Genomic DNA, 20976 nt, shown 5'->3' with positions numbered 1-20976 from the left:
TGCTGTGCTCACCCTAACGTTCCCACCCTGTCGGATCCTTCCCGGAACGGCGCTTGCGCACGGTGTTCCCAGTCGGCTCCGCGCAGTCGCGGAGGGGCGGTGCCCGATTTCAGCGGGGCGGGTCACTCCACTACACTGATCTGGACGCAGAAGACTCTGGAGGTCCTTCACGTGAGCGCATCTCCGCCCGCACCGGGGCCGGTTCCCGCCGACGACGCAGTCGGCGGAGCATCGTCCCCAGCGGCAGCCGGAGACTCTCCGCGGAAGGGGATCCGCTTCTTCGCGTCACCGGGAATCTCCGGTCTCCTCCTCTACGCGCTCGTGTTCGTCCTAGCGCTCACGCCGGTGCCCTATCTTCTCCAGACGCCGGGCCCCGTCGTCAACACCCTCGAGCCCTATGAGGGCGTCGACCTGGTCTCGATCTCCGGCACCCAGACGTACGAGGCCGAAGGTACGCTCGACATGCTCACGGTGGCGGTGTCGGGAGGACCCGGCCGCGACATCTTCACGGCCCAGGCATTCTTCTCCCTGCTCAACGGTGTGGAGACGGTCGTGCCGTCGGAGGCGTACTACCCGCTCGACACGACCCGCGACCAGGTGTCGGACCAGAACAGCGCGGACATGATGTCGTCGCAGGATCAGGCGACCGCCGCTGCGCTGGGAGAACTGGACATCGACTACGACTCCGTGATCGGTGTGAGCCAGATCGTCCGCGGATCGCCGGCCGAGGGCGTCCTGCAGCCCGGCGACCACGTCCTCGCCGTCGACGGCGAGGACGTCGACGGGTCCGACGACGGGATGAGCGCCGTGCGCGAGGCCGTCGTCGCCGCGGACGGCGAGGTCCAGCTGACGATCGAGCGCGACGGGCAGACCGACGAGGTCGCCGTCGAGCCCGCCGAACCGATCGAATCGGACGGCCAGCAGTCGATCGGGGTCGTCATGTCCCCGGCGTACAGCTTCCCCTTCGACGTCGACTTCGCCGTCGAGGGGATCGGCGGCCCGTCCGCCGGCACCATCTTCGCCCTCACGATCATCGACATGCTCACGGAGGGCGATCTCACCGGCGACCAGGCCATCGCGGGGACGGGCGCGATCGATGCGTCCGGCACCGTGTCCCCCATCGGTGGGGCGCGGCAGAAGGTAGCCGCGGCCTCGGCCTCGGGCGCGGATTACTTCCTCGCCCCCGCAGGCAACTGCACAGAGGTCCTCGGCGCGCACGGCGTCGACGACACGACCGTCGTGCGCATCGACGACCTGAGCGCTGCGCATCAGGCGGTCACCGACATCGCAGAGGGCAGCACAGACACGCTGCCGACGTGCACGGACCCCGAATCGTGATCGCACAGAGGCCACGACCCGGATCCTCCGCACGGACAACCACGGACCGACTGAACACCACCAGTCGGCTGACAGAAACGAAAGGGCGAGTGTGAGCTTCTCAGCCAGACCCCCGCACCCGCAGGCACCTGCGAGCACCGGAAGCAGACGACCGTCACCGCTGCTCCTCACGATCATCGCGGTGCTTGCACTCGTCGCGCTGTTCGTGGCGTTCGCACAGGTCTACACGGAGGTGCTGTGGTTCCAGCAGCTCGACCGCTTCGACGTCTTCGCGACGGAATGGGTCGCGAAGGGCGTGCTCTTCGCGATCGGCTTCGTCCTCATAGCGGTGCCGCTCTGGTTCATGCTCTTCTTCGCCCACCGGTCACGGCCGACGACCGCGCCCTCGAATCCGCGGGAGGAGAACCTCGACCGCTATCGCGAGGCGGTGGAGCCGCTGCGTCGGACGCTCACCTACGCGATCCCCGCAGTGATCGGTCTGCTGGGCGGCGTCGCGCTGAGCGCATCATGGCAGGACGCGCTCATGCTGCTGAACTCGGTGCCGTTCGGAGTGTCGGATCCGCAGTTCCAGCAGGATGTGGGCCTCTACGTGTTCACGCTGCCGATGGTCAACATCCTCGTGGACTACCTGGGCATGATCGCTCTGCTCGCCTTCATCGCGAGCATCGTCGCCCACTACCTGTTCGGGGGTGTGCGGCCGCGTGAGACGCGCGGGTTCGACATCACGAAGAGCGCACGCATCCAGCTTGCGACCGTCCTCGCGGTGCTGATCCTGATCCAGGCCCTGCGCCTGTTCCTGTGGCGGTTCTCCCGGCTCACGGACGATTCCGGTCTGGTCACCGGCGCGACCTACACGGACGTGAACGCGGCCCTCCCGGCCATGCTCATCGTGTCGATCGCCGCCCTCCTCGTCGCGGCCCTCGTCTTCTCCACGGCGTACTTCAAGACGTTCCGGCTCACGGCGATTTCGCTGGGCATGCTGCTGGTGCTGGGCGGCGTCGCCGTCGTCGGCTTCCCCGCGACCATGCAGCAGTTCCAGGTCAACCCGTCGCAGCAGAGCCTCGAGTCGGAGTACATCCAGCGCCACCTGGAGGCGACCCGCAGCGCGTACGGAATCGACGACGTGGAGGTCATCCCGTACACGCCGTCGACGCAGGGCGAGTCCGGTGCCCTCCGTCAGGACGCGGCGACCGCGGCGAGCGTGCGACTGCTCGACCCCAACCTGGTGTCCGACACCTTCCGTCAGCTGCAGCAGACCCGTTCGTACTACGCGTTCCCCGAGCAGCTGGACGTGGACCGCTACGACATCGACGGCAAGAGCGAGGACACCGTCATCGCTCTGCGCGAGCTGAACCCGGACGCGCAGTCCGACAGCACGTGGGTCAACCAGGCGACGGTCTACACGCACGGCATCGGAGCGGTGGCAGCCTACGGCAGCCGTCGGGGAGCCGACGGGGAACCGGCGTTCTTCGAGGCGGGGATCCCGCCCAGCGGCGTGCTCTCGGAGCAGAGCGAGTACGAACCGCGCGTCTACTTCGGTGAGCGCTCCACCCAGTACTCGATCGTGGGTGCGCCGGAAGGTGCGGACCCGGTCGAGCTCGACTACCCGGCCGATGAGGAAGAGGGCTCCGGGCAGGTGAACTACACGTTCTCCGGTGACGGTGGGCCCAGCGTCGGCAACTTCTTCAACCGACTGCTGTACGCGATCAAGTTCCAGGACGAGCAGATCGTGCTGGCCGACACGGTCAACGACGAATCGCAGATCCTCTACGACCGCACTCCGCGCGAGCGCGTGCAGAAGCTCGCTCCGTTCCTCGAGGTCGACGGCGATCCGTACCCGGCCGTCGTCGATGGTCGGATCAAGTGGATCCTCGACGGATACACGACGTCGGATCAGTACCCGTACTCGCGCCCGTCCGTCCTGCAGGAGGCCACGACGGACTCCACGACGGCGAACACCGGCGCGGTCGTGGCGCTGCCGGACCAGCAGGCGAACTACATCCGCAACTCCGTGAAGATCACGGTCGACGCGTATGACGGTTCCGTGGACATGTACGAATGGGACGACGAGGATCCGGTCCTCGATGCATGGATGAGCGTCTTCCCGGACCTCATCAAGCCGGCGTCGGAGATCTCCTCCGACCTCATGAGCCACATCCGCTACCCGGAGGACCTCTTCAAGGTCCAGCGCTCACTGCTCACGCAGTACCACGTGTCGAATGCGAGTGAGTACTACTCAGGTCAGGACTTCTGGACCCTTCCCGTGGATCCCACGACGGACCAGGAACAGGGCCTGGTGCAGCCTCCGTACTTCCTGACGCTGGAGATGCCGGGTCAGGAGCAGCCCGCCTTCTCGCTGACGTCGTCGTTCATCCCGCGTCCCACCCAGGGACAGACGCGCAACAACCTCACCGGCTTCCTCGCTGCGAATGCGGATGCGGGCGATGCCGAGGGTGAGGTGAGCGACGAGTACGGCAAGCTGCGTCTGCTCCAGCTGCCGAGGAACACCACGTTCCCCGGTCCCGGCCAGGCGCAGAACAACTTCAACACCGAGCCGGAGATCCAGACGAGCCTCAACCTGCTCCGCCAGGGTGAGTCCCGCGTGGAGAACGGCAACCTGCTGACGCTGCCGGTGGCGGACGGTCTGCTCTACGTCCAGCCCGTCTACGTCCGGTCGGCGGGGGAGACCTCGTACCCGGTGCTGCAGCGTGTGCTCGTGGCCTTCGGCGAGCAGATCGGCTTCGCGCCGACGCTCGACGAGGCGCTCGATCAGGTGTTCGGCGGTGACTCCGGTGCGGAGGCCGGTGACTCGGACGCTGCCGGCGAGACGGAGTCCGGTGAGGCCGGCGGTCCGTCTGAGGGCGGCGAGGGCGATGGCGGCGGGGAGCAGCCCGCAGGCGTCGACGAGGCCCTTGATCGGGCACGCACTGCCATGCAGGAGGCGGACGAGGCGCTGACAGACGGCGACTTCGCCGCCTACGGCGAGGCCCAGGAGCGTCTGCGTGAGGCGCTCGAGGACGCGATCGACGCGGAGGGCGGAGACGCCGCCGCCGATGACGCGGCCGCAGACGGTGCACCGACGGAGTCGGCACCGGCAGAGGAGGCGCCCGCTGCGGACGAGGCGGGGTCGGCCGGCGAGGGCTGATGCCCGCGTTCGGACTGTCCTGCGGGTGAGGAGCCCGCACACTGTGGTCCCGGGCCCGTGATCCATCATCACGGGCCCGGGACCAGCGCATATGTGTCACGCATCACCCGCTGTCGATTTGGTGGTCACCCGGGGTTCACGTAGAGTAGTCATTGCAACGCGGGGTGGAGCAGTTCGGTAGCTCGCCGGGCTCATAACCCGGAGGTCGAGGGTTCAAATCCCTCCCCCGCCACAGAAGAGGAAGAACCCCCAGCCACAGGCTGGGGGTTCTTTCGCATTCCGGTTTTCCTCCGCCGGTACGGCGGATCTCCCCAGCGTCCGACGGCATGCTCGCGGACTAGTTTCAGTGGTATGAACTGGACAGCTCCCACCTTCGCATCGGAACGGTGTGATGCGTGATGTCCGCGAGGAGCTCCCTCTCCGTCCGCTGGGCACTGGGCGATCTGCGCGGCAACGTCGGGACCAGCGCAGCCCTCGTCCTCATCCTCAGCGCACTGCTCATGGCCACCGGTGCGATGGTCATGGAGCGCCTGCTCGGCTCCATCGACTCGCTCTTCGAACAGTCACAGCCCCCGCACTTCCTGCAGATGCACAAGGGCGACTACGACACTGGCGCTCTGGAACGATTCGCAACTGACCATCCCGAGATCGACGCGTGGCTGGTCGAGGAGATGCTCGGCTACGACTCCGCCGCCCTGTACTGGCACCGGCCCTCCACCGGTGAGTCGGGGGACCTGTCGGCCAGCGCGACCGACATCTGTTCGCCACGCAGAACACGGAGTTCGACTTCCTGCTGGACGCCGCCGGCAGCGCACCGGAACCGGCGTCCGGGGAGATCTACGTGCCGGTCGAGTACCAGCAGTCCTACGACCTGCAGCGGCATGATGTGCTGAGGATCGCGACCGGTACGGAACCCGTCGAACTGGAGATCGCAGGCTTCATCCGCGATGCCCAGATGGCCTCGTCGATGTCCTCGGCCACCCGGTTCCTCGTCGCACCGGAGGATTTCTCCGTGCTGAAGACCTCCGGCGGCAATGCTCCAGAGATCATCGTCGAGTATCTGCTGGACGACCCTGCTGCCGCGAACGATCTCCAGCGCGCCTACGAATCCGCCGAGGGGGTGCCGCAGAACGGGCAGGCGGTGACGTACTCGATGATCCGCCTGTTCAACGCGCTCGGCGATGGCATGGTGGCCGTGGCACTGATGTTCGTCAGCGTCGTCCTCATCGCGATCGCCCTCCTCAGCCTGCGCTTCGTCATCCGCGGCAGTCTGGAAGACCAGGTCCGTCCGATCGGGACGATGAAGGCTCTGGGGATCCCCTCCCGCACGATCGTTTCCCTGCAGCTCAGCAAGTACAGCGTGATGACGATCGCCGCGTGCGTGATCGGCGGACTGCTGGCGATACCACTCGCGCGGCTGCTCACTGGGGGCATCCAGGCCCACTATGCCCAAGCACCTGCCGGATTGATGACCGTCCTCGCACCTGTCCTTTCGCTGGTACTCGTCTATCTGCTCGTCATCGCGATCTGCACGGGGGTCCTGCGCGCGGTGCGAAGGATTGATGTCGTCGGCGCACTGGTGCATGGCAGCACGCGGTCCGAGGCGCAGGCAGTGCGCAGGGCCCGTCGCCGATCCGCGCATGTGCGCAGGATCGGGCTGGCCGGATTTCGTGGGGGACGGCGCGCTCTCACCCGTCGGCTGGCTGTGATCGATCTGCAGGCTGAGGCAGGTCAATGGGTGCTCATCCTTCTCGTCCTCATGCTCGCGACGCTGCTCGGCACACTGCCGCTGAGTCTTCTCAACACCTTCGAGAACCCTCGCTTCGTCACTTATATGGGCGCGCCCCAGGCTGATGTGCGTGTGGACCTGCAGCACTCCGACACGGTCGCAGACGATTACCGCGACGTGCTGGCGGATGCCGAGGCTGACCCGCGCCTGACTGATGTCCGCAGCTTCGCCATGGAGCTCTACGAGACCCCTGGAGCAGAGGGATGGCAGCTGCTGCGCATCGAGGTGGGCGACTACTCCGACGGCGGCATCGACTACCTGCAGGGAGACGCACCGCGACCGGGGCAGATCGCGTTGTCGATGCTGAATGCAGAGGAGCACCAGGCGGAGCTCGGCGACGAGATCACGATCCGTCCAGTGGGTTCCGCCGGAGCGGGCTCCGCCGGACGAGAAGAGACCCTGAGAGTCAGTGGCATCTACCAGGACGTCACGAGCGGGGGCTATACCGCCAAGATGGCCGACGAAGTCCGCCCCGGCGCTGCTGCGTACGTCGTCTACGCAGAGTCAGCCGGGGATGCCGATCCCGCTGCGGCTGCTGAAGACTACAGCCGTCGATACCCCGGCGCCTCTGCTTTCGCAATGGAGGACTGTATGCGCCAGACGATGTCCTATCTGACCGACGCACTGCGCAGCGCCGCGATCCTGGCCGTCGTGTTCGGACTCGGTGTCGTCGCCCTCATCACGGCGCTGTTCGTCCGACTGCGCATGACACGCAACCGGCAGTCGATGGGCACACTGGCCGCGCTCGGCTTCGCACCCGACCAGATCGGCTCGCAGGTCCGATTCCAGACACTCATCACCGTCGCCCTGGGGACTGTGCTCGGTGTCGTGCTCACCGCGACCGGCGGCGAGGCGATGGTCGGAGTACTGCTCTCACTGTCCGGTCTGGGCATCGCGGAGGTGTCCTTCCTCCCGAATCCGTGGCTGGTCTATCTGGCCGTTCCGCTGGCACTCATCGCCACCGGGTATCTGAGTGCGGTGGTGCTGACGGCCCGGCTGCGCCGAGCGCCCATGGCACTGTGGATCAACGAGGAGTAGGAGCACCATGTCACCGATCGCTCTGCACGCACGACGACTGAGCAGGACCTATCGGACAACCTCCCCGCCGGTGCACGTGCTGGATGGGATCGACCTGGAGGTGCGAGACGGTGAGTTCATCGTCATCATGGGTGCCTCAGGTTCGGGTAAGTCGACCCTGCTGTACTGCCTCAGCGGCATGGACCGCCCCACGGGCGGATCGGTGGAGCTGGCAGGTACGGACCTGACAGTACTCACGGCGAAGGAGATGAGCCGGATCCGGCTGACCCGGATGGGCTTCGTCTTCCAACAGGCGCACTTCCTGGCGAATCTCTCCATTCGCGACAACGTCCTGCTCCCGGCTCTCAACGCCTCACCGAACGATCCGGACGGTGCCAGCTCCCGAGTCGACATGCTCCTGGAGAGGTTCGGCATCGCCGAGCTCGCCGGCCGCAGAATCACACAGGTGTCCGGCGGGCAGATCCAGCGCGCCTCGATCTGCCGGGCGCTGGTGTGCAGCCCTGAGATCCTGTTCGCCGACGAGCCTACGGGCGCACTCAACACCAGCATGACCACCGATGTGATGGATGCGCTGACCCAGGTCCATGCCGACGGCACCACGCTGGTGATGGTCACTCATGAGCCTGCCTGTGCGGCTCGGGCTGAACGAGTGATCTACCTGCGTGACGGAACGGTGGTCGATGAGCTGCGCTTGGGCGCCTGGACCGCGGCCGAGGCGGTGCCCCGCGAGGATCGGCTGCTCGCCTGGCTCCGTGCGCGGGACTTCTGAGACCCGCTCCACGGAGGATCGGCGGCGGGGGACCGCCGTCGCCGCGCATTCACGAGGCGATACCATCAGATGACGAGGTCGTCATCGACTTCGGGTGGAGTGACCGAGTGGCCAGGTCGCAGCCTGCAACGCTGCGTACGCAGGTTCGAATCCTGCCTCCACCTCTCACGTCACTTCTTCTTGGCCCCGGAGCCGCCGACGCCGGCGATGAGTGCGACTGCGATCGCGGCCATCCAGGAGTCCTTGGCCAGGCCGAGGCCTGCGCCCGACGGGCGGACTCCGTCCTCCTCCGTCTTCTCCGGGTCGCGGAAGTAGATGCTCAGCATTCCTGCGGAGAATCCGCCCAGCGCCAGGCCGGCGAGGCGGTTCGGTACGAAGGGGAGCAGGAGTGCGCCGCCCACGGCGATCTCGCCGACTGCGACGAGCTTCCCGAACTGACGAGATTCCAGGTTCGCGAGCGCCGGGATCCCCTTGACTGCCTCCGCGTGGAGGTATCCCGCTGTGCCTTCGTCCATCTCGAGCTTCCCGATGCCCGAGTTGAGGATGAAGGCGCCGGGAACGGAGCGCAGTGCGATGCTCGCGATTGAGGGGAGTGCCATGGTGAGTCCGCCTTTCGTGGTGCGACCAGTGTGCGCGAACGGTCGTCGCGCTCGGTACTCACCCTAGACGCCTCGTCCTTGCCTTTCATGGACGCTCCCAGTCCTCGATCCGGCCCGGCACGACATCGAAGAGCGGGTGCGGGGCAGGATCCGCAGCCTGCCAGCGCTCGGCATCTTCCGGACTGCGGTCAGCCAGCTTGCGCCCCAGGTGGGACCACTCGAATGCGAGCTGCCCATCGGTGACCGACATGAGAAGGTCGCCGCCGAGGTCGCTGTCGCCTTCGTGGGACCGTGCCGGCTCCAGGATCCGGTCGCGGTCGAAGCGGTAGTCGCGGGCCGTCGCCTCATCGGCGAGACCGGAGAGGTATACGCCGATCGCGGTCAGGGGCTCATCCACCGCACGGAAGCGCACGAGCTGTGGGTGGCTGCGGTAGCCCCGCGTGCGTCCGTCCAGCACGGCCTGAGCCAGCAGGCTCTCGCGCCAGCAGGCGACGAGACCCTTCCCGTCCAGGTGCGCGGGGTGCAGCGACCAGATCCTCATCGGGACGCCTTCGCGAGCTTGGAGGGCCACCACACGGCGGGTCCGATGTCGTGGACCAGAGCGGGAACGAGCAGTGCCCTGACGAGGAACGTGTCGAGCAGGACGCCGAACGCCACGATGAACGCGATCTGGGCGAGGAAGAGGATCGGGATGACCGACAGTGCGGCGAACGTCGCGGCCAGCACGACGCCTGCGGATGTGATGACGCCCCCCGTCACAGCGAGCGCTCGGATGACGCCGGGTCGGGTCCCGTGCGCCAGCGACTCCTCCCGCACGCGGGTCATGAGGAAGATGTTGTAGTCGATCCCCAGCGCCACGAGGAAGACGAATCCGTAGAGGGGGACAGCCGGATCGGCTCCGGGGAAGTCGAACACGTGGTTGAACACGAGCGCGGCGACCCCCATCGCGGTGCCGAAGGACAGCACGGTCGTGAGCACCAGCAGGATCGGAGCGAGCACCGATCGCAGGAGCACCATGAGGATCAGCAGGATGACCACCAGCACGATGGGGATGATGAGGTTCCGGTCGTGGATGGCCGCCTCATTGGTGTCCACCGCCGTGGCGGTGACTCCTCCCACCAGCACATCGGCGTCGGCATTGGCATATGCCTCCCGCAGATCGCGCACTGTGTCCTGCGCGGCCGCGGAATCCGCAGGGTCGCTCAGAGTCGCCTGGAGCATGATGGAGCCGTCGACCTCGGTGGGCTCCGGCACCGGAGTGCCCGGAGGTCCGTACGCCCTGACTCCGTCCTCGTCGACGGGCGCGGAGCCCGCGTCGGCCTCGTCGGTGGTCACGGTGACGCCGTCGACCCCCGGGTTGTCGAGGAGTACATCTGCGGACTCCTGAAGGGAATCCGTGTCAGTGACGATGTAGGCGGGGCTTCCCGAGCCGCCGGGGAAGTGCTCGCCCAGAGCCGCCTGTCCATCGCGCGCCTCGGAGGCGCCCAGCACCAGTTCTGACTGAGGCACACCTTCGGCATCGAGTTGGGTGAGGCCCAGAGCGCCCACCAGCAGCAGGAGGGTCGTGCCGATCCAGATGCGTCGGGGCCTGCGCTCCACGACGCGCCCGATACGCGCCCAGAACCCGCGCGTGGGCACTCCGCCCTCCGCCGCCACGAGCTCGGGCTCGAAGCGCGGACGGCGGGGCCAGAAGGCGGCCCGGCCGAACGCGTAGAGGATCGCGGGCAGGAGGGTGAGGGCGGACAGCATCGCGAAGCCTATGCCGATCGAGGCGACGGGCCCCAGCGTGCTGTTCGACTTGAGATCGCTCAGGAGCAGGCACAGAAGGCCGGCGATGACCGTTCCGCCGGACGCCAGGATCGGTTCGACCGATCCCCGCAGGCCCTGCATGGAAGCGGTCCACTTGTCTTCGTGGACGCGCAGCGCCTCCCGATAGCGCGCGACGTACAGGAGTGAGTAGTCGGTCGCCGCGCCGATGACGAGGATGAAGAGGATGCCCTGCGTCTGACCGCTCAGCAGGAGGACATCCGCCTTCGCCAGCCACCAGACCGTCAGCAGAGCGACGGTGAGGGCGAAGACGCTCGTCGACAGCACGGCGATCGGCAGGAGGAGCGAGCGGTAGACGACGATGAGGATGAGGAAGACTGCCGCGAGTGCCACTGCCAGCAGCAGCCCGTCGATGCCGGCGAACCCGGCTGCGAGGTCAGCGCTGAACCCTGCCGGACCGGTGACGAAGACTTCCACGTCATCGGGCAGATCCGCGCCGAGCGTGGCCGAGACCTCCGCTACGACGTCACCCAGTTCCGCGTCGGAGCCGATCGGCACGAATGACTGGGCTGCGAGCCCATCGTCAGAGGGGATCACGGGAGACAGGTCGTCCTGCACCCCCGCGACGTCCGGCAGCTGCGAGACGGCCTCGTCGATGTCTTCCAGACGCTCGTCCGAGAGCTCTGTGTCAGAGGTGAAGACGACCACCGCTGGGATGGTGTCCGCATCATTGAACTCGCCCAGCAGCTCCTGCACCGCCGTCGCATCCGCGGATTCGGGCAGGTACGACGTCTGATCGTTGGAGGAGACCTCCGAGACCTTCCCGAAGTATGGCCCGCCCACCGCCGCGCCCGTCAGCCATAGAAGGATGAGGAGGGCGGGAAGGAAGACACGCAGCCAGCGGGGAACACGGCTGCTGGTCGGTGGGCGATGACTCATCTGCGACTCCTGGAATGGGTGGGGAGGGTCGACCGGGCGGCTTCCCAGGTGCACACTATACTGTCGGAATGGCAATAGTAAACCCGGGGATAGTAGTGTGCGGCCGCACTGCCCGCGAGTCGTAGGATGGCCAGCATGTCAGCACCAGAGTCCGGGACCGATGCCGTATCGGAGAACCTGTATGAGGTCGATGCGGTGGACCCCCTGCATCGACTCGTCGATCGCTCCGGAATGTCGGCCGACGACATCGAGCAGATCGGGCGACTCATGCGCGGGATCGCGGACCTTCGCGCGGCCGAGCAGCGCCTGACCGAGGCCTCGCAGAAGTACATGAAGCTGAGCCAGCAGGACATGCGCGCGATCCAGTACCTCATCGTGGCGAGCAACCACGGGACGATGGTGACTCCCGGAATGCTCGCCGCCCATCTGCAGATCTCCGCGGCATCGACGACCAAACTCCTCAACCGGTTAGAGGACGGGGCACACATCACGCGCGAGGTGCACCCCGCCGACCGCCGCGCCTTCGTGGTGCGTGTGACGCCGGGGACCATGGAGTCCGCGATGGACACCGTGGGGCGGCAGCACGCGAAGCGATTCGACTCCGCGGCGCGGTTGACCGCTGAGCAGCGAGACATCGTCATCGACTTCTTCCGCGACATGACAGAGCAGCTGTCCCTGGATGACGTGGCGTGGGCCGAAGACATCTGACACCGATCTGCTGCCCCTCTCGGCCGCCTCGCGTCAGGGCGGCGAGCGCGGAATAGAAGGACGTCGCCTCGGGGTTGTGCTCGGGGAAGGTCGGCCCCGCGCTGGTCGACCCGAACCCCGCGATCAGAGGAGTACCCCGCTGTGCCCGTTCCCTTGAGCATTCTCGACCTCGTCTCCATTTCCGAAGGGTCGACGGCCCGTGACGGCATCGCCGCATCGGTGCGCTCTGCACAGCTCGCAGACCGCCTCGGCTACCGGAGGCTGTGGTTCGCGGAGCACCACAACACCGTGAACCTCGCTGCCAGTGCGACAGCACTGCTCATCTCCCACGCCGCCGAGGCGACGGAGACCATCCGTCTCGGATCCGGCGGCGTCATGCTCCCCAACCATGCGCCGCTCATGGTTGCCGAACAGTACGGGACCCTCGCGAACATGTACGGCGACCGGATCGATCTGGGCCTCGGACGGGCGCCCGGCACCGACCAGATGACTGCGCAGGCGCTCGCGCGCTCGTCGGCAGAGCCCCAGGCGTTCGCCCAGAACATCTACGACCTGCAGGGATGGTTCGGTGAAGAGGGCCGGGCCCACAGCACGCCGATCATCTCTGCCGTCTCCGCACACTCGAACGTGCCGATCTGGGTGCTGGGTTCCACCGTGAACGGTGCTGCGATCGCAGGACAGCTGGGGTTGCCGTTCTCCGTGGCCTCGCACTTCGCTACCGACCAGCTCGACCAGGCGATCCGCGTCTACCGGGAGTCATTCACGCCGGAATCGCCGACCGCGCAGATCGATGAGCCCTACGTCATGGCAGGCATCAACGTGATGGTCGCGCCCACGGATGAGGAAGCGGCCTACGAGTTCACGACGGTCGGGCAGATGTTCATGGACCTCAGCTCCGGCGGTCGCCGCAAGCTCCAGCCTCCGATCGAGCCGGAAGCGTTCGCCGCTCGTGGCGGAAGACGCAATCCGATGCTGGAGATCAGTGCAGTCGGCTCCCCGTCGACTGTGAAGGGTCAGCTCGATGCCTTCGTCGAGCGCACCGGCGCCGACGAGCTCATCACCGTCACCTACGCGTACGATCCTGCAGTCCGCGACCGCACGCTCCAGATGCTGGCGGACGTCTGGTTCTGACTGCCGCGTGCCCAGATGCGAGAGGGCTGAGGCTCAGCCCTCCTCCCACGCCACCTCGTCGGGTTCCTTGTCGGGCCTGAGCCCGCGCCACACAGGGTGACGGAGTCGTCCGTCACGCGTCCGACCGCTGTGCCGCACCTCGCCGACCAGCTTCGGGCTCACCCACGTCGCGTCCCTGCGGTCCTCGGTGGGCACATCCGTCGCCGCGGGCGTCTTCCTGCGCATACGGGCCAAGCGGGCGTGGAGATCATCGAGCTCCTCGTCGTCGAACCCGCTGCCGGCGCGACCCGCGTAGTGCAGCGTCCCGTCGATCGGCACCGCCAGCAGCAGGGACCCGAATGTGTGCGCGCGAGAGCCGTGGCCCTCGCGCCACCCGATGACGATGACCTCCTGGTGCTTCTCGTGCTTGATCTTCACCCAGTTCTCCGAGCGTCGACCGGACCGATAGTCACTGTCGACGTGCTTCGCGACGATGCCCTCGAGCCCCAGCTCCAGACTCACATCGAGCGCAGTGCTCAGAGGGACGCCGAGGTCGTCGGGCACCTGCACATGGTTTCCCGGTCCCAGCCGGTCGGTGAGCAGGCTGCGCCTCTCCGTGTACGGCCGATCCATCAGGTCCCCCTCGTGGGGATCGTGGATCATGTCGAACACCATGCAGTGGACCGGACTCCGACTCGCCGCCCGCTCGATCTCGCGTGATCGGCTGAGCTTCCCGCGCTTCTGCAGCAGCCCGAAATCGGGGCGGTTCGCGCTGTTCAGCGCCACGATCTCTCCGTCGAAGACGGTCCCGGCCTCCGCGAGCTCGGCGAACTCCGCCAGTTCGGGGAACACCTCGGTGAGGTCGTTCCCATTCCGGCTGCGCAGCGCGACGCCGTCCTCGTCCACCCCCACGATCACCCGGTATCCGTCCCACTTCGCCTCGTAGGCCCACTCGTCGCGTTCGAAGCGCGGCCCGGGCGCTCCCGCCGTGGCGAGCATGGGCCGTGGAAGGTCTGTGGGGGTGGACGCCGGCGTGACCTTCTTCGTGGCACGGCGCTTCCGCGGCTGGTCCTTCATGAGCCGCATGAGCCACTGGTCGCCATCGGTTCCTATGAAGACGTACCGGCGTGCCACGCCGCCCAGTCCGCCGTCCGACCGGCCGTGCAGCACCGCGACGACCTCGTCGTCCTCCCACTTCTCGATCTTGGTCACTCCGGAGTCCCAGATGCTCACCTCGCCCGCGCCGTATTCGCCGCGAGGGATGCTGCCCTCGAACGTCGCGTACTCGAGCGGGTGGTCCTCTGTCTGCACAGCGAGGCGGTTCACTCCCTGTCTGAGCGGTGGCCCCTTCGGCACGGCCCAGGACACGAGCACGTCGTGGTGCTCGAGTCGTGTGTCGAAGTGCAGCGCGGACGCGTGGTGCTCCTGGACCACGAAGACCGGGTCCCCTCCGGAGGCGGAGGATCTGTCGGCCGGGACGGGCTCGGGAGTGCGGGACTGATCTCGTTTGGTGTGGTACGTCTGCAGCCGGTCGGGGGCCTCGGCCGTGGTGGGGGCAGGAGGCGTGCTCTCCTCGGGCTCGACCGCGAGCCCCAGTGGGGCGAGCGGGTCGGAGCCGTCCGCGATGCGCTCCAGCACGTCGTCCATCGTGAGCTGGCCGAGGTCCGGGTCCTCGAGCTCCTCCCAGGCCCGCGGGGCCGCGACGGTGGGGGTGGCCCGTCCGCGCAGCGAGTACGGGCACACCGTCGTCTTCGACGCGCTGTTCTGACTCCAGTCGATGAGCACCTTGCCACCGCGCAGAGACTTCTTCATGTCGCTGACGACGGCATCCGGATGGTCGGCTTCCATTGAGCGTGCGAGTTCGTGGGCCACATCCGAGACCTGTCGCGACGTGTAGGTGCCGTCCAGCCCGGCATAGAGGTGGAGCCCCTTCGAACCGGACGTGACGGGAAAGGCGTCGAGGCCCATCCCACGGAGGACCTCCCTGCATTCGCGCGCGATCTGGGCGCACTCGGCGAGGCCCGCACCGGGCCCCGGGTCGAGGTCGAGCACGAGCCGGTCCGGGTTGGCGGGCTCCCCATCTGCGTCGAAGTGCCACTGCGGCACGTGGAGCTCGAGCGCAGCCACCTGCCCCAGCCACGTGAGGACTGCCGGCTCATCTGCCAGTGGGTACACGTTCGTGTGATCCGAGTGGCGTACGGAGATCCGGGGGATCCAGTCCGGAGCGGAGTCCTCGAGGTCTTTCCGGAAGAAGGGAGACTGAGGCTCCTTCTGCGTCCCCACGCCATCCGGCCAGCGCTTGCGCGTCACGGGCCGCCGCGTGGCATGGGGGAGGAGGAAGGGGGAGACGGCCGCGAGGTAGTCGAGGACGTCCCGCTTGGTCGTGCCCGTCTCCGGATAGAGCACCTTGTCGAGGTTGGTCACCCTGATCACGCGCTCGCCCACACGGATGGACTGCCGCTGTCCGGACCTGGCCGCCACTGTCGCCTTCCGCCCCTCTGGTGTCTCAAGGGGTCTTGTGCGTTGTCTGCGAATCGCTACGCTGGTTGAACAGCAATGCTAGTACCGTCGAGGCACCTGCGACAGGGGTTGAGGACATGCGCGCGATCTGGTCGGGAACCGTGGCGTTCGGGTTGGTGAGCGTGCCCGTGAAGCTCTACTCCGCGACGCGCTCACACGACATCTCGCTCCATCAGGTCCACGATGAGGACGGTGGGCGAATCCGCTACCAGCGCCGATGCGAGGTGTGCGAGAAGAAGATCGACTACGACCACATCGACAAGGCCTACGACGACGGAGAGGACACCGTCGTCATCACAGACGAGGACCTGAAGGCGATGCCGGCGGAGGAGGAGAAGGAGATCGAGGTCGTGCAGTTCGTCCCCGACGAGCAGATCGACCCGATGATGTTCGAGAAGAGCTACTACCTCGAACCGGCATCGAAGAATCCGAAAGCCTACGCGCTCCTGCGAGAGACCCTGGAGGAAGCGGGTCGCACTGCGATCGTCACCTTCGCTCTGAGGTCTCGCACTCGGCTGGCGGCTCTGCGCGTGCGCGACGACGTGATCGTTCTGCAGACGATGCTGTGGGCGGATGAGATCCGGTCGTCCGACGGCGTCTCCAGCGGCGGCGAGGCGAAGATCAGCGCTCGGGAGCGGAAGATGGCCCGGTCACTCGTCGACCAGTTCTCCGAGGACTTCGAGCCGGAGCAGTTCGTCGACGAATACCAGGAGCAGCTGCGAACACTCATCGAGGAGAAGCTCGAGCACGGCGACGCGATCGACACGGACGCCACGTTCGGTGACGTCGACGAGGGCGAAGCAGAGGGCGGCGACGTCATCGACCTCATGGAGGCACTCAAGCGCAGCGTCGACGAGAGGCGGAAGAGCGCTCCGAAGAAGAGCGGTAGTTCATCGAAGAGCTCCTCCTCGAAGAAGGCTTCGGGCGGACGATCCGCAGGGAAGAAGCGGGCTGGCGCGACGTCGAAGGCAGAGTCCTCAGCGAAGCCCTCTGCGAAGAAGGGGTCCGCCAAGAAGGGCTCCTCGAAGACGGGCGCTGAGAAGAAAGCCTCCGCGAAGAAGGGCTCCGCGACGAAAGCCTTCGCGAGGAAGGGTTCATCGGAGGCGGAGGGCTCCTCGACGAAGAAGAGTCCCGCGAAGTCCAAGAAGAGCGCCTGAGTTCTCGGTCAGAAGAGCGCGGGCTGCGCTGTGCGCGGAGCGGTCGCGGCTGCGGGCGCTGGCTCCGGAGTCTCTTCATCGTTCTGACCCGTCAGGCCGTGGCGTGCTATGAGTGGGCTGATGCGCCGCGCGAGCATTCGTCGGTAGGCCTGAGGTGCGTACGCGGAACGTGCGTACATCCCGGCATAGGCGTCCATCACCTCCGGACGCTGTTTCCTCAACCATCCGAAGTACCACTCGCGGGCGCCGGGGCGCAGATGCAGTGCACCGTAGACAACGCGATGGGCGCCAGCCTCTGCGATGGCGGACAGTGCGTCATCGAGCTGCTGCGTGGAGTCGGTGAGGTAGGGGAGGACCGGCATGAGGAAAACGCTGACCCTGAACCCAAGATCTGCCGCCGCCCGGACCGTTGCGAGCCGCGCTCTGGTCGAGGGCGTGCCCGGTTCGATCGACTGCTGCAGCTCGTCATCGAACACGGCGATGGACATCGCGAGGTCCACTGGGACCTCCTCGGCGGCCCGTGCCAGCAGCGGCAGGTCGCGGCGCAGGAGTGTGCCCTTCGTGAGAAGGGAGAAGGGGGTGCCGCTGCCGGCCAGTGCCTCGATGATCCCGGGCATCAGGCGGTATCGTCCTTCGGCACGCTGGTAAGGGTCTGTGTTGGTGCCCAGAGCCACGTGCTCGCGTCCCCACCGCGGCCGGTTCACCTCTGCGGAGAGGACGTCGGCCACGTTGACCTTCACGACGACCTGCTGGTCGAAGTCGCTCCCGGAATCCAGATCCAAGTAGGTGTGGGTGTTCCGCGCGAAGCAGTAGACGCAGGCATGAGAGCACCCGCGGTAGGGGTTGACCGTCCATTCGAACGGCATTGAGCTGCGGGCGGGGACGCGGTTCAGGGCGGACTTCGCGCGCACCTCGTGGAACCGCATCCCCGCGAACTCCGGGACGGTCGTCGTCCGTAGGAGCCCGGGCAGCTCGAGTGTTCCCGTCGCACCGGCGATACCGGAGTCATCTGTTGTGCTCTGTGCGTTCCACCTCATAACAGAAATTAGAACAGGTGAACGAATATTGCGCAAGGGCGCGCGGCCCTCCGTGAGCGGGCGCACCCGCCGGCCGCAGGGTGTGACCTGAATCTCTGCAGTGAAACCATGAAGCCCCTTGCGCATGGTTAAACTTTCAACTAATGTCTTACATGTAGTCACACACAACGACTTGAGGAGAAACAATGACTGCTCTGCCGAACAACCTGACAGCCGGAACCTGGAACATCGACGCCGTCCACTCGAAGTTCGCCTTCATCGCTCGCCACGCTGGCGTCTCGAAGGTCCGCGGCCAGTTCGACGTGATCGGCGGCGAGGTCGTCGTCGGAGAGGACTTCGAGAGCAGCACGGTCAGTGCAGAGGCCGACGCCTCCTCCATCACCACCGGCAACGAGCACCGTGACGGACACCTGCAGTCGGGTGACTTCCTCCTGGCCGAGGAGAACCCGAAGGTCGTCTTCGAATCCACCGGCATCTCGAACTTCGATGGCGAGGAGTTCGACCTGACGGGCAAGCTCACGATGCGCGGCATCACCAAGGACATCACTCTCAAGGCGGAGTTCGGCGGTGCGGCTGAAGACCCGAACGGAAACATCGTCTCGGGCTTCTCCGCCACCGGCCGCATCAACCGCAAGGACTGGGACATGAACTTCGAGGCCGTGCTCAAGGGCGGCGAGCTGCTCGTGTCCGACAAGGTCACCATCGAGATCGACATCGAAGCTGTCAAGGCCTGACACAGCTGCAACCAGCGATTGGAGCGGCGGACGCTTCCGCCTGAACCACGCAATGACGAAGCCCGAGGTGCTAAGCATCTCGGGCTTCGTCATTGCGTGGCGCGCCGGCACAGCCGGCCTCACTCAGCCTCGGCAAGCCGGCCTCGGCAAGCCGGCTCCAGTCAGCCGGCGAGCGTCTGCGCGTAGGCGCGGAACCGGGCCGCGGCCTCGGCGACGTCGTCGGCGGCCTTGCAGAACGAGTAGCGGACGACCGCGGCCATCGCGTCGGCGGTCGCGGACCCGGACTGGCACAGGGCGGGCACCGGAACGCCGGTGACGCCGACCTCGCGGGTCAGGCGCTCGTTCAGTGCGAATGCGTCCACGGCCGCATCCGTGAACCCCTTGAAGTCCACCAGCACGAAGTACCCCGATGCGGGGACCACGACCTCCGCCCCCGGGACCTCTCGCAGCGCCGCGACCAGGTCGTCGCGCCGTGCCGCGAGCGTCCGCCTGTTCTCCGCGAGGAACTCCGGATGCTCGATCAGCGCGTCGGCGATCGCGGGCTGGAGCGGCGCTCCGCTCGTGAAAGTGAGGTACTGCTTCACCGCGCGCACGGCCTCGAGCACGGCGGGGGAGCCGATCAGCCACCCGATCTTCCACCCCGTCGCGTTGAAGGCCTTGCCCGCCGATGACACGGTGACGACCCGGGAGCTGTCCAGCACCGCCGCAGGTGCCGTGTGGGTCCCGTCGAAGACCAGATGCTCGTAGACCTCGTCCGTGAGCAGCCACGCATCGACCGATTCGGCCAATGCCCCCACCCGGCGGATCTGCGCGGCATCGAGCACGAGGCCCGTGGGGTTGTGCGGGGTGTTCAGCAGCACGATCGAGGTGTTCTCGGAGAGCGCGTCCGCCAGCGCCTCGAAGTCGACCTGCACCGACCCGTCGTCGATCGTCAGTCCCACGGGACGCAGCCGTGCACCTGCGAGCGCGGCCGCGGCCGCGTACGAATCGTAGTAGGGCTCGAGCACGACGATGTCCGTGCCCCGCGGCGCGAGCGCGACGATCGTGGCCGTCAGCGCCTCCGTCGCCCCCGCCGTCACGAGGACGTCGGCGGCTGCGACGTCGTGGCCCCAGTCGCGCCGACGGTGCATCGCGATCGCTTCGCGGAGTGCGGGTACCCCTGAGGGCGGGGCGTACTGATTCGCACCCGCGCGCATCGCCTCGTATGCGGCGTCCAACAGGAACGCGGGTGCCGGATCACCCGGTGCGCCCTGACCCAGGTTCACCGCATCGTGCGACGCGGCCAGCTGCGTCATGCGTCCGAACACCGTCTCCTGGACCTCGCCGGCGGCGCTCACGAGGCCGGCCGCCTCGGACATCCGATGCCAGACCGGCTGCTCGCCCTCCAGACTGCCGGGCGCTCCCGTGTGATCGGTCATGCTGCGGTCCGCCGTGCTGTGATCCGCCATGCTGTGTTTCTCCGTGCTGCGTTCCGTCATGAGCGCACCCCGATCCGGTCGATCGCTGAGTCGTGGAGGGCTCCGTTGCTCGCGACCGCGTCCGCACCGAACGGACCAGGGACCCCGTCGAGGCCGGTGAACCGTCCTCCGGCCTCCAGGACGATCGGGACGAGCGCGGCCATGTCGTAGAGCTCCAACTCCGGCTCCGCGGCGATGTCCACGACGCCCTCGGCCACCATCATGTAGGACCAGAAGTCACCGTAGGCGCGCGTGCGCCAGACGTCGTCGAGGAAGTCCAGGAACCCGTCGCGCAGCCCGCGCTCCTTCCATCCGCTCAGGGAGGAGTACGACACCGAGGCGTCGGCCAGGTCTCCGACCTGCGAGACCTCGATCGGCTGCGGCGGGCCGCCCGCCGTCGTGCGGTGCGCTCCACCGCCGATCCGGGCCCACCAGCGCAGGCCCAGGGCCGGCGCGCTCACCACGCCCAGGATCGGTTCGGTCCCGTCGTAGAGGCCGATGAGCGTCGCCCATACGGGGACTCCGCGGACGAAGTTCTTCGTCCCGTCGATGGGGTCGATGATCCAGCGGCGGCCGGTGTCGTCCCCACGGGACCCGTACTCCTCGCCCAGCAGCGCGTCGTCCGGGCGCCGGGTGGCCAGGACGTCCGACATGTGCTGCTCGACGGCGCGGTCGACCTCTGTGACGGGGGAGAGGTCGGGCTTCGACTCGACCGTGAAGTCATGGGCGGTGAAGCGCGGGAGCGAGATCGCGTCGGCGGCATCGGCCAGTTCGAGCGCGAGCGTGAGATCGTCTGCGGTGGTCATGGGTCAAGTCTAGGGAGCCGGACGGCTCCTCGCGCTCGTGTCCGCGTGGTGTGCACGCGGTCA

Annotated in this window: 16 protein-coding genes and 2 tRNA genes; 11 read left to right on the top strand and 7 right to left on the bottom strand. The window is 67.1% G+C overall.

The window, feature by feature from the left end; translation table 11 throughout:
- Positions 1–171: 171 nt before the first annotated feature.
- The 7 genes from BSP109_RS05855 to BSP109_RS05830 all read left to right on the top strand — a co-directional run bounded on the left by BSP109_RS05855 (position 172) and on the right by BSP109_RS05830 (position 8243).
- Positions 172–1338 (top strand): PDZ domain-containing protein, encoded by a 1167-nt coding sequence (locus BSP109_RS05855; RefSeq protein WP_257944572.1) that lies wholly within the window; start codon positions 172–174, stop codon positions 1336–1338.
- Between the two features lie 91 nt (positions 1339–1429).
- Positions 1430–4483 carry a UPF0182 family protein gene (locus BSP109_RS05850; protein WP_101599694.1) on the top strand — a complete coding sequence of 1018 codons (3054 nt, stop codon included), beginning with the start codon at positions 1430–1432 and terminating at the stop codon, positions 4481–4483.
- 158 nt (positions 4484–4641) lie between these two features.
- Positions 4642–4715: transfer RNA gene (locus BSP109_RS05845), tRNA-Met, on the top strand.
- 166 nt (positions 4716–4881) lie between these two features.
- The gene (locus BSP109_RS17475; RefSeq protein ID WP_219618502.1) at positions 4882–5376 is read left to right on the top strand and encodes a hypothetical protein; all 495 of its coding nucleotides are present in this window, start codon (positions 4882–4884) and stop codon (positions 5374–5376) included.
- Entirely contained in the window at positions 5325–7310 is a 1986-nt protein-coding gene (locus BSP109_RS05840; RefSeq protein ID WP_219618501.1) for an ABC transporter permease, read from the top strand. The genes BSP109_RS17475 and BSP109_RS05840 overlap by 52 nt, the downstream gene beginning before the upstream one ends.
- Before the next feature lie 7 nt (positions 7311–7317).
- Complete coding sequence (locus BSP109_RS05835) at positions 7318–8079, top strand: ABC transporter ATP-binding protein (RefSeq protein WP_101599693.1); 762 nt, start codon at positions 7318–7320, stop codon at positions 8077–8079.
- A 93-nt stretch (positions 8080–8172) separates the two neighbouring features.
- A tRNA-Cys gene (locus tag BSP109_RS05830) sits at positions 8173–8243 on the top strand.
- A 6-nt stretch (positions 8244–8249) separates the two neighbouring features.
- Here BSP109_RS05830 and BSP109_RS05825 read toward each other — a convergent pair.
- The 3 genes from BSP109_RS05825 to BSP109_RS05815 form a co-directional block, all read right to left on the bottom strand.
- A complete protein-coding gene (locus BSP109_RS05825; RefSeq protein ID WP_101599692.1) occupies positions 8250–8678 on the bottom strand; it encodes a hypothetical protein in 429 nt (142 codons plus the stop codon).
- A gap of 85 nt (positions 8679–8763) precedes the next feature.
- The gene (locus BSP109_RS05820; RefSeq protein ID WP_101599691.1) at positions 8764–9219 is read right to left on the bottom strand and encodes a pyrimidine dimer DNA glycosylase/endonuclease V; all 456 of its coding nucleotides are present in this window, start codon (positions 9217–9219) and stop codon (positions 8764–8766) included.
- Positions 9216–11384, bottom strand: a complete 2169-nt coding sequence (locus BSP109_RS05815; RefSeq protein WP_101599690.1) for an MMPL family transporter — start codon at positions 11382–11384, stop codon at positions 9216–9218. The genes BSP109_RS05820 and BSP109_RS05815 overlap by 4 nt, the downstream gene beginning before the upstream one ends.
- Before the next feature lie 135 nt (positions 11385–11519).
- Between BSP109_RS05815 and BSP109_RS05810 the strand changes: the two genes are divergently transcribed.
- Entirely contained in the window at positions 11520–12092 is a 573-nt protein-coding gene (locus tag BSP109_RS05810) for a MarR family winged helix-turn-helix transcriptional regulator (protein WP_101599689.1), read from the top strand.
- 141 nt (positions 12093–12233) lie between these two features.
- The gene (locus BSP109_RS05805; RefSeq protein WP_101599688.1) at positions 12234–13223 is read left to right on the top strand and encodes an LLM class flavin-dependent oxidoreductase; all 990 of its coding nucleotides are present in this window, start codon (positions 12234–12236) and stop codon (positions 13221–13223) included.
- A gap of 33 nt (positions 13224–13256) precedes the next feature.
- On the opposite strand, the gene BSP109_RS05800 is transcribed toward BSP109_RS05805, so the two are convergent.
- The gene (locus BSP109_RS05800; protein ID WP_101599687.1) at positions 13257–15683 is read right to left on the bottom strand and encodes an ATP-dependent DNA ligase; all 2427 of its coding nucleotides are present in this window, start codon (positions 15681–15683) and stop codon (positions 13257–13259) included.
- A 116-nt stretch (positions 15684–15799) separates the two neighbouring features.
- Here BSP109_RS05800 and BSP109_RS05795 point away from each other — a divergent pair, with 116 nt between their 5' ends.
- Entirely contained in the window at positions 15800–16879 is a 1080-nt protein-coding gene (locus BSP109_RS05795) for a Ku protein (RefSeq protein WP_101599686.1), read from the top strand.
- Between the two features lie 8 nt (positions 16880–16887).
- Here the strand turns inward: BSP109_RS05795 and BSP109_RS05790 are convergent, their stop codons facing one another.
- Entirely contained in the window at positions 16888–17916 is a 1029-nt protein-coding gene (locus tag BSP109_RS05790; RefSeq protein WP_101599685.1) for an Rv2578c family radical SAM protein, read from the bottom strand.
- A gap of 185 nt (positions 17917–18101) precedes the next feature.
- On the opposite strand from BSP109_RS05790, the gene BSP109_RS05785 reads away from it, so the two are divergent.
- Positions 18102–18650, top strand: coding sequence for a YceI family protein (locus BSP109_RS05785; RefSeq protein WP_087008644.1), 549 nt, complete (start codon positions 18102–18104; stop codon positions 18648–18650).
- A gap of 161 nt (positions 18651–18811) precedes the next feature.
- On the opposite strand, the gene BSP109_RS05780 is transcribed toward BSP109_RS05785, so the two are convergent.
- Positions 18812–20098 carry an aminotransferase class I/II-fold pyridoxal phosphate-dependent enzyme gene (locus BSP109_RS05780; protein WP_257944571.1) on the bottom strand — a complete coding sequence of 429 codons (1287 nt, stop codon included), beginning with the start codon at positions 20096–20098 and terminating at the stop codon, positions 18812–18814.
- A 26-nt stretch (positions 20099–20124) separates the two neighbouring features.
- The gene (gene hisN / locus BSP109_RS05775; protein WP_087008646.1) at positions 20125–20913 is read right to left on the bottom strand and encodes a histidinol-phosphatase; all 789 of its coding nucleotides are present in this window, start codon (positions 20911–20913) and stop codon (positions 20125–20127) included.
- Positions 20914–20976 lie beyond the last annotated feature (63 nt).

This window comes from Brevibacterium sp. Mu109 (genome assembly GCF_900169375.1).
GTDB classification, from domain to species: domain Bacteria; phylum Actinomycetota; class Actinomycetes; order Actinomycetales; family Brevibacteriaceae; genus Brevibacterium; species Brevibacterium yomogidense_A.
This window is presented reverse-complemented; position numbering and strand designations above follow the sequence as displayed.